Below are 9,809 nucleotides of genomic sequence, written 5' to 3' on the forward strand. Positions count from 1 at the left end.
GGGCCGCCTGGTTGTCCACCACCCAGGTATAATCCGATATCTGCTACGGGTATGTTGTGCTTACCTTCATAGGTAAAGTGTCGGCATGAGCAGTTATCTCAACGTAAGCGCAGACGATGTCCAAAATCTTTCAGACTCCGACCTTCGCGAGCTCGTTGCTCGCCTTGCACAAGCGGACGTGAGGTCAGCGGGATTCTCAACCAATGCCGTGACATGGGGCGGCGACCAGCGTGCCGAAGACGGTGGTATCGACGTACGAGTTGCCCTTGGAGCTCTAGAGAAAATCTCCGGAAACATACCCGCGTCTCAGACAGGTTTTCAGGTCAAGACTGAAAATTTTGCGAGCGCCGATATCGTCGAGGAAATGATGCCAAGGGGGGCAATTCGGCCATCTATTTCGGAACTCGCGGTAAGGAAAGGGGCCTACGTAATAGTTTCCTCGAAATCGTCAGTCGCGGATAGCGCACACAAGCGCAGATTGGCGACAATGAATAAATGTCTGTCGGAAGCTGGATTGGCAGGTAAAGTAACAGTCGAGTTTTATGATCGCAGACGAATTGCCACCTGGATTGAAAAATATCCTTCACTTGTTGCGTGGGTGCGTGAACTCTGCGGGCGCAGCGCGCAGGGATGGCAATCCTTTGGCGCTTGGGCTCATCGTGAGACCGATGTGAACGCAACATATATGCTCGATGAAAAGGCCAAGGTGCTTGTCCCGGACGCAAGCGATGGCATCACGGTTGCCGCCGCAATCGATCGCATCCGGCGCGATCTCAACAAGGAAAGGGCGTCCGTTCGTATCACCGGATTATCCGGTGTAGGCAAGACCCGCCTTGTGCAAGCTCTTTTCGACGAAAGGCTGATTACGTCAAGCCCGCCCCTCAACCGGAACGAGGTCCTGTATACGGACCTTTCCGACGATCCGCGCCCAGTTCCAATACACCTAGTGGAAGCGCTGCACGCTAGAGAGGACCGTGGCCTGCTAGTCGTCGACAATTGCGGCTTCGATCTTCATCAACGCCTTACCGAGAAAGTACAGCAGCCAAACAGCGTGCTCTCGCTCGTGACTGTTGAATACGATCTTCGAGAACATATTCCGGAGGGTACGAGTTCCTATCGGCTAGAGCCGTGCTCTGATGAGTTGATAAGGCAGTTGGTCAGCAACAGGTATCCGAACCTGACACGCCAAGACGTCGAAACGATCTCGGATTTTTCAGGGGGGAATGTTCGTGTCGCCTTTGCTCTCGCGGAAACGTCATCCATTGGGGGGCAACTGTCGAAGCTTGAAGACGAGCAACTTTTTATCCGCCTCTTCCAACAAACGAAGGCCGAAGACAACGAATTGCTCAGGGCCGCAGAGGTCTGTTCGATGCTCTATTCGTTCGAAGGGGAGCTGGAGGGGGGAGACGATGCAGAGCTACCTATGCTGGCGGCCCTTGCTGGAACGTCCTTTAACCGGCTGTATGCTCATGTTGAGGAGCTGAGAAGGCGCGGGTTAGTTCAGCAGCGAGGCCGATGGCGGGCCGTGCTTCCACCAGCGATTGCCAATCGCCTCGCGCAAAGGGCATTTCAGAACTTCCCCATTCAAACGCTCCAAAGAACTTTTGTCGACAAGGCGAGCAAAAGAATAGCTCGATCGTTCTCTAGGAGGCTGGGGTATCTGCACGACGAAAAGGTGGCCATAACGATAGCATCCGAGTGGCTAGGCCGAGATGGCTTGCTTGGAAAGCCTGACACACTGAACGAATTGGGCCAAGAGATGTTCGGGAACATCGCTGCGGTCGATCCGAGCGCAGCAGTAGCCGCAATTGCTCAAGCTACAGAAAATCCCGATTTTCTTTCTACTAGAAATGCTGCGCGTTCAAAATTTGTTCGAGTGCTCAAGTCAGCCGCCTATGAGCCCCATCTTTTCGAAAAGTGTGTTGCCACATTAATGCTATTCGCGAAAGCGGAGGGGCCAGGATACAATCAGAACTCTGCCAACCAGGCGGTTAAATCGCTGTTTTACGTTCAGTTTTCAGGAACGGAAACTCCTCATCAAGCGCGGGCAGCGCTGGTCCGACGCTATCTCTCGTCAGAGGAGATCAGTGAGCGTGAATTTGGGCTTACGTTTCTCGGCGCAGCCCTCAAGACCTCAAACTTCATGCCCTCACAGGCGTTCGATTTCGGCGCTCGCACTAGGAGCTATGGCTGGCACCCGAGAACCAAGGACGATGTGCAAAAGTGGTTCTCGGGTTTCGTTGAGATAGCTATGGAGTTTGGAATTGCGAGGACCATTGTTGGTGCAAAGGTAAGATCGACATTCGCCGACAAATTTCTGGGGCTTTGGTCGCGCACCAGTCTATCAGAAAAGCTTGAAGTCGCGGCCAATGTTTTCTTCTCGATTGACGGATGGCCTGAGGGCTGGCGTGCTGTGAAAACAACCATCCGTAAGGGGGCGAGTGGAAAGGCGTCCGAACGCTTGCTTGTGCTTGAGACTGCGTTAGCACCAATCGACCTTGTGACGGAAATACGAGCGAAAGTACTGACGGGGGGCCAATTTCTGGTGGATGATCTAGCGCCGGGCAGTGATTTGACTCCCTCAGAGCAATATCGGTCCTGGTCGGAAACTATGCGCCAACTCGGACAACGGGCAGGGGCAGACCGAGATGCACTTTCAGAGTTGGCCTCAGACCTGACCATTAACTTTCAGGGGGACGGTTGGAGCTTTGGTGTGGGTGTGGGAGAGACAATTAGTGATCCCGTTTCTTACTTGGAGGAAATCAAACAAGCGATTTGCCGCTCCGGTTCTCGTGATCTGAATTTTGGGTTCATACGTCCCTTTCTACATGGCGCCGGAAAAACGCACGCCTCGGCCATTTCCAAATTTATGGATGTGGCCGTGAGCGACGTACTCTGGGGTCCGTACTTTCCAACACTGCAGACAAGTGTCGAGCTGAATGAAGACGCCGTCGAACGACTGATCTTATCCGCCGATTTGGCATTAACCGCTACCTTTCGCTTTGATAGTTTGGGCGGAGGGATGGTCACGGAGACACTATCCGCAGAGCAAATTTGTCGCCTAGTTCTTGCGATTTCCGCAGCCAGAGATGGTCAAAAATATGCAGCGCATGTTCTCGCAATGGTCATTCATCTTGCCGACGACAAGTCCGAAGATTACAGACGGGAACTTCGGAATACTTGCAGGCGATTCCTTTGCAGTCTCGACTTAGATCAAGACATACGAGACGACCATTATTTCGAAACGGTTTGCAGCTTTGCCTTCGAAGGGGGCGATGCTGAAGCAGACGCTTTGGAAATAGTGCGTAAACTTCAAAGAAAGATCAGTCGACATGAATATTATCGTCTACCTGGTCTTCTAAATCCTATGTTCAAGCATCATGCGCCTGCACTTCTAGACGAGATATTCAAACCAGACAATGATGGTGGATATCGAACCGCTGGCGCCATTATCAGCGCGACTGCTTGGGATTATCATCAGCGGCCGATAAATTCTGCGCCACCTGAAGCCGTAGTTCTTTGGTGCTCGGCGGATTTCGCTACCCGTGGTCCTTTTATTGCACATCATTGCGTCGTTTTTGATCATGATCGGGATGAAAATACAAAGGGTTGGTCCCCGCTAGCCTTGTCATTGATAGATTGTGCAGAAGACCGGTTAAGGATATTTCACATCTTTGTAGATCGGATAGAGCCAACAAGTTGGTCAGGGTCACGTGCAGCGCTCGTCAGATCTCGTGCCGCCCTGCTCGATCAACTTCATGGGAGGCATAAAGACATACCTCTTGATGAAATCAACGAAGCAAAAGCCCGCCTGGAGCAACAAGCAGCCGAATATCAGAGATATGAACGGCAACAGTATCGTGATTGGGACGAACGTTTTGAGTAGCCGCACACGAAACTGCGATCAGGGCTTTCAAATTCCCTTCGAACCGCTCGGTCTGATTCAGAGATCCAAGAAGAACCTCCCCTTCCGGTCAGTCCCCGAAACAAACCACTTCAACCCTGGCGGCCGCTTCGCTGCGGTCCAGCCATGGCCCCTTCCGGCAGCCCGACCATCTGCCGAAGGCCAGAGGTTCTTAAAGGGCTGAAAGGCTGCCGAACCGTTTATCGCACGGAGCCTGTCACCGTCCGGTCGACGGCGGGAACGGATTTGCGGTCGTTGCCGGCAAGTGCGGCGATGATCAGCAGGCTGGCGACGACCGGGACGAACAGAACCGCCACGCGGGCTTGTACGTAAAGAATGGCGCGCCATTCATTGCGCTTGTCAGGGCTGTCGCTCATCATACACTCTCTGTCATGCCCCTCCCGGGCGGTGACATAGCGACGAACGGTTAAACAACCCCTTCCGAAATCGTTAACCGGCGGGAATTGCGCTGGCTCAGTTCAATCCGATCCGCTTTGCGCCTTGCCGGAACAATGCCTCCGCGTCCGCCTCGAAACGGAACGTGCCGATGAAATCGTCGGCGCGGTAGTCCGGCAGCGCCTTGCGGAGGGCGGCGGCGAAATTGTGTGCCTCGTCGAGCCGCCCGGCCAGCGCCAGGCAGTGTGCTGCGATCGCCAGGATGATGGCGTGGGCATTGGGCCGCGCCGCCGCCTTTAGCGCCCATTCTGCCGCTTCCTCGAACTGGCCGAGCCGCACATGCGACATGGCGCGCGCGCCCAGCATGCCGAACAGCAGCGGGTCGAAAGGGCTGAGATGGCGCGAATGGTCGGAAGAGCCGATCGCCGCCTGCGGATCGCCTGACTGCGAGTGGACGAAGGACAGCGCATAGTGGCCGAGCGCGAAATTGGGGCTGAGCTCCACTGCCCGTTCCAATTCGAAGAGCGATCCGTCCTGTTCGCCGCGCAGCCACAGCGCCCGGCCCATCGCCCAGTGCGCGGCAGGGTTCTGTTCGTCAACCAGGAGACTGTGCCCCGCTGTCTCGTAGGCTAGCGCGCTTTCGTGGTCGCGGTCGCCCCAGCGCTGGAAAGCGCTTTGCCAATGGGTGAAGGACAGGCCGGCATGGGCGCGGGCGAAGGTCGGGTCGAGCGCCGTCGCCACGCCGAAGAAATGCTGCGCCAACTCGTTTTCCGGCTGGGTGAAGCGATACATGTGCCAGAGGCCGCGGTGATAGGCCTCCCAGGCGTTGAGCGAGTTGGGCGCCTTCAGCATGGCGCGGTTGCGCTCGACCGTCTCGATCTCGGCCGAGATAGACGAGACGATCGCGTTGCCGATATCGTCGAGCACGCCGAAGAGGTCGTCGGCCCGGCGCTCGAAGCTCTCGGCCCAGACGATCCTGGCCGTGCGAACCTCGATGAGCTCGACGGCGATGATGACGCGGCCGGCCACGGTGCCCACCGTGCCGGTGGCGACATAGTCCACATTCAGCTGCCGCCCCGCTTCCTGCGGCGCGATGTTTTTCTCGGCGAGCGCGAAGACCGAGCCGCGCGCGATGACGAAGAAATCCCTGAGCTTGGCCAGACGCGTGATGATGTCATGGGTCAGGCCGTCGGCGATCCCGCCGCGCGTGCCGCAAGGACCGCCAGTCTCGACGAACGGCATCACCGCCAGCGAGGCGTGGCTGGGCTCCACGCCCGCCGGAGCGGGCGACGGCGGCGATGCCGCGATGCCGGCGGGCTGCGCCGCAAGCCGATCTACCGCCGGCCGATCTACCGCCGGCCGATCTATCGACGGCCGATCTTCCGCTGGCCGATCTTCCGCTGGCTTGTCGCGCAGCGCCTGCCAGGCCGCGCGCACCGGTCCGAAGTCCAACCCTTCCGATTGGAACAATTGCGCCGTCGCCGTCAGGTGCTGCTCGGCCGCGCCGATGGCGCCGCGCCCGGCCAGATGCGTGAGCAGCGCCAGATGCGCGCGGCCGTCGAACGGCGCCAGCTCCACCCACCGGTCAAGACCGGCTGCTGCCGCCTCCGAACCGGGCGGAACCGCCGCGACAAGGTGCTCCAGCACGGCGGCGTGAGACGACTGGAAGCGGCGGCGCTGCGCGATCAGCCAACTCTCGAAAAACGGACTGCGGTCGAGCTCCAGACCGTCGAGAAAGTCGCCGGCGAACAGCTCCGACAGCGATCGCAGGCGCTCGGCGTCGAGCGAGGCGATCCCTTGCGCGGCGGCGGCGCTAACCTCCAGCGCGTCGACGAAACAGCCGTCGAGGCGCAATGCGACCGTGTCGTCCTGTGTCTCGACCCGACGATGCCCCGGCTCGTCGAGGACGGCGCGAAGCTTGCTGAGGCACCAACGCAACTCGCCCCTGGGGTCGTTCGGAACATCCCACAACAGCTCGCACAGCCGAGCGCGTCCCACCGGATGCGGGGCCAGCGCCAGATAGGCAAGCAGCGCGCGCAGCTTGCGCGATGCCGGCAATTCGGCCCGCACGCCATCGCGCACGACCGCGAACGGCCCGAGCAGGCGCACGGCAAGAGCGGGCTTGCCGCGATCCAGGCTCGGTCGAGCGGATTCCACGTGCATTTCCACGCTTGCTCCCACGCTTCCTCCCACGTTGGCCGGTCGGCCCTCGTTTATCACCGAACACGGCATGAACGCACCCGGTTGCGAGTTGCGCGCCGGGATGCGGGCAGCCGCATTGCCGGCACGTCGAGCGACCCTAGCGCGGCAAGGTCTCGAAACCTCGCCGCCCAAGCCGCCGGTTTGTAACCGGCCCGTGACCGCAAGGTACCAACACAGACGAGGAGACCAGACATGTTGCAGCAAGCAAGAATCAGAACCACGGCCGGCCGCGGCCGCCTGTTCGACAGCATTTTGGACACGGTCGGCGACACGCCGGTCATCCGCATCAACAATCTTGGCCCGGCCCACGCGACGATCTACGTCAAGGCCGAGTTCTTCAACCCGGCTGCCTCGGTGAAGGACCGGCTGGCGCTCAACATCATCGAGGAGGGCGAGCGCAGCGGCGCGTTGAAGCCGGGCCAGACCATCGTCGAGGCGACCAGCGGCAACACCGGCATCGGGCTCGCCATGGTCTGCGCGCAGAAAGCCTATCCGCTGGTCGTCACCATGGCCGACAGCTTTTCCGTCGAGCGCCGCAAGCTGATGCGCATGCTGGGTGCCAAGGTGGTGCTGACGCCGCGCGCCGAAAAGGGGTTCGGCATGTACAAGAAGGCCGTGGAGCTGGCCGAGGCCAATGGCTGGTTCCTGGCGCGACAGTTCGAAACCAGGGCCAACGCCGCCATCCACGAGGCGACGACGGCGCGCGAGATCATCAATGATTTCGCCGGCTCGCGGCTCGATTGCTTCGTCACCGGCTACGGCACTGGCGGCACCGTGGTCGGCGTGGCGCGCGTGCTGCGCCGTGAGCGGCCGGATGTCCGTATCATCCTGTCCGAGCCGGCCAACGCCCAGCTCATCGGCAGCGGCAAGGCGCAGCAGCGCGGCGCCGACGGGGCGCCCGCCGCCAGCCATCCGGCCTTCGAGCCGCATCCGATCCAGGGCTGGACGCCTGATTTCATCCCCAACGTGCTGCAGGAAGCGGTCGATGCCGGCCTCTATGACGAGGTGATGCCGATTGCCGGGCCCGAGGGCATCAAATGGGCCAAGGCGCTGGCGCAGAAGGAAGGCATCTTCACCGGCATTTCCGGCGGCGCCACCTTCGCCGTGGCGCGGCAGGTCGCCGAGGAGGCGCCGGCCGGATCGGTGATCCTGTGCATGCTGCCCGACACCGGCGAACGCTACATGACGACGCCGCTGTTCGACGGCATCGATGCCGAGATGGACGCCGACGAGATGGCGCTGTCGCGCTCGACGCCCGGCTGCCAGTTCCCGGCGGCTTGACGGGAGGCTGTCATGGACGTCGCGCAGGAAACCCTTGGCGCTGTAGCCGAGGAGACGCTTGACCCCCTGGACTGGGCCGATGTGCAGGCCCTGTCGCACCGGGTCATCGACGATGCCGTCGACTATCTGCGCGACGTGCGCGACCGTCCGGTCTGGCGGGAGGTGCCGGCTGACGTGAGGGAGGTCTTCGCCGCACCCCTGCCGCGAACGCCGGCGCGGCTGGCCGCCGTCTATGGCGAGGTCTCCCGCACCGTGATGTCATACCCGATGGGCAACATCCATCCTCGCTTCTGGGCCTGGTACATGGGCTCGAGCAACTTCACCGGCGCGCTCGGCGATTTCCTGGCGGCGATCCAGGGCTCCAACCTCGGCGGCGGCAACCATGCCGCCGGGCTGATGGACTGCCAGGTCGTCAACTGGTGCAAGCAAATGCTGGGGTTTCCCGTCTCGGCCAGCGGCACGCTGGTCAGCGGCGGTTCGATGGCAAACATGATCGGGCTGACGGTGGCGCGCAACGTCAAGGCCGGCATCGACGTGCGCGAGCACGGCGTTGCCGCCATCGAGAAGCCCCTGCGCTATTATGGCTCGGACCAGCTCCATTCCTGTCACCGCAAAGCCATGGAGGCGCTCGGCCTCGGCAACCGGGCCTTGCGGCGAATACCGACCGATTCCGGGCTGCGCATCGACATCGCCGCCTTGCGGGCGGCAATTGCCGAGGATCGTCAGGCGGGCTTCAAACCGGCCTGCGTCATCGGCAATGCCGGCACGGTCAACACCGGAGCGATCGACGACCTGCGGGCGCTTGCCAAGCTGGCGCATGAGGAAGAGCTCTGGTTCCATGTCGATGGCTGCATCGGCGCCCTGGTCGCCATCGCTCCGCAGAACGCCCATCGCGTCGCCGGCATCGAATGGGCCGATTCGATCGCGCTCGATCCGCACAAATGGCTGCACGCGCCGTTCGAGGCCGGCTGCGCCCTGGTCAGGGACGCCCTCGCGCATCGCCGTACCTTCGCCGTGACGCCCGAATATCTGGAATCGACGCCGCGTGGTCTCGCCTCCGGCGAATGGCTGCACGACTACGGCTTGCAGACGTCGCGCGGCTTTCGCGCGCTCAAAGTATGGATGGCGCTGAAGGAGCATGGCGTCGACAAATTCGGCCGCCTGATCGATCAGAACATCGCGCAAGCGGCCTATCTCGCCGGACTGATCGAGGACGAGCCGTCGCTGGTGCTGATGGCGCCGACCACGATCAACATCGTCTGCTTCCGGCATCGGCTTGCCGGGGCGTCCGGCGAGGAGCTTAAGCGGTTCAACACGGAGATCATGCTGCGTTTGCAGGAACAAGGCATTGCGGCACTGTCGGACACGACGGTGCAAGGCCAGCATTGCCTGCGCGTGGCGATCACCAACCACCGGACCCGGCGCGACGATCTTCACCTGCTGGTGCGGGAAACGCTGCGGCTGGGACGCCAGATCGCGGCGGAGGCGGCTTCCTAGTTCGCGGCGGCCATGCGAGTCTGCTGGCATGATTCGAAAGGTCCAATCGTGACGCTCTTTCGCGCGGCCACACTCGCGGCATTGGTTTTCACCACCTCGGCTGGGGCTGCCGACATGGCTTTCTTCGTCAAGAACCAGCGCGGGCAGGCCGTTGCGGTCGAACTGTTCAGCCGCGACCGCGAAACGGTCTGGCCGGGCGACGACAAGGTGTTCCTGATCGATCCCGGCTCACGCAAATCGGTGCCGATTTCGTGCAATGAGGGCGAACGCATCTGCTACGGCGCGTGGGTCAACGGCAATGACGCCATCTCGGCCGGCGTCGGCCCGGACAACGACCGGCCCTGCGACGATTGCTGTTTCATCTGCGTGCACCATTCGACCGAGACCGTCGACCTGGTGGAGTAGCGCCAATCTCCCCAAAATTAGTCCGGGATTGTCGCGGTCGCCCCCTTTAGAGCATTTCCTATTTTGGGAGAATCGTAGGATTCCCAAAACCGGATGTTTGTGATTCAAGATGCTGGCTGGATTG

6 protein-coding genes are annotated in these 9,809 nt (G+C 60.8%); 4 read left to right on the forward strand and 2 right to left on the reverse strand.

The window, feature by feature from the left end:
- The first annotated feature begins 85 nt into the window (after window positions 1-85).
- Window positions 86-3,886, forward strand: a complete 3,801-nt coding sequence (locus FJ979_RS06670) for a hypothetical protein (protein WP_140580303.1) — start codon at window positions 86-88, stop codon at window positions 3,884-3,886.
- 218 nt (window positions 3,887-4,104) lie between these two features.
- Here the strand turns inward: FJ979_RS06670 and FJ979_RS06675 are convergent, their stop codons facing one another.
- Together FJ979_RS06675 and FJ979_RS06680 are read right to left on the reverse strand one after the other, a co-directional pair.
- Window positions 4,105-4,281 carry a hypothetical protein gene (locus FJ979_RS06675; RefSeq protein WP_181165187.1) on the reverse strand — a complete coding sequence of 59 codons (177 nt, stop codon included), beginning with the start codon at window positions 4,279-4,281 and terminating at the stop codon, window positions 4,105-4,107.
- Window positions 4,282-4,378: 97 nt separating this feature from the next.
- Window positions 4,379-6,463, reverse strand: coding sequence for a transcriptional regulator (locus FJ979_RS06680; RefSeq protein ID WP_140580322.1), 2,085 nt, complete (start codon window positions 6,461-6,463; stop codon window positions 4,379-4,381).
- Window positions 6,464-6,694: 231 nt separating this feature from the next.
- Here FJ979_RS06680 and FJ979_RS06685 point away from each other — a divergent pair, with 231 nt between their 5' ends.
- From FJ979_RS06685 to FJ979_RS06695, 3 genes are read left to right on the forward strand one after another with little or no spacing between them, the layout of a single operon-like run.
- Complete coding sequence (locus tag FJ979_RS06685) at window positions 6,695-7,783, forward strand: pyridoxal-phosphate dependent enzyme (protein WP_140580305.1); 1,089 nt, start codon at window positions 6,695-6,697, stop codon at window positions 7,781-7,783.
- Between the two features lie 12 nt (window positions 7,784-7,795).
- Window positions 7,796-9,280 (forward strand): aspartate aminotransferase family protein, encoded by a 1,485-nt coding sequence (locus FJ979_RS06690; RefSeq protein ID WP_140580306.1) that lies wholly within the window; start codon window positions 7,796-7,798, stop codon window positions 9,278-9,280.
- 48 nt (window positions 9,281-9,328) lie between these two features.
- Complete coding sequence (locus FJ979_RS06695; RefSeq protein ID WP_140524348.1) at window positions 9,329-9,685, forward strand: hypothetical protein; 357 nt, start codon at window positions 9,329-9,331, stop codon at window positions 9,683-9,685.
- Window positions 9,686-9,809 lie beyond the last annotated feature (124 nt).

This window comes from Mesorhizobium sp. B1-1-6 (assembly GCF_006443035.1).
In the GTDB taxonomy this organism is placed as follows: domain Bacteria; phylum Pseudomonadota; class Alphaproteobacteria; order Rhizobiales; family Rhizobiaceae; genus Mesorhizobium.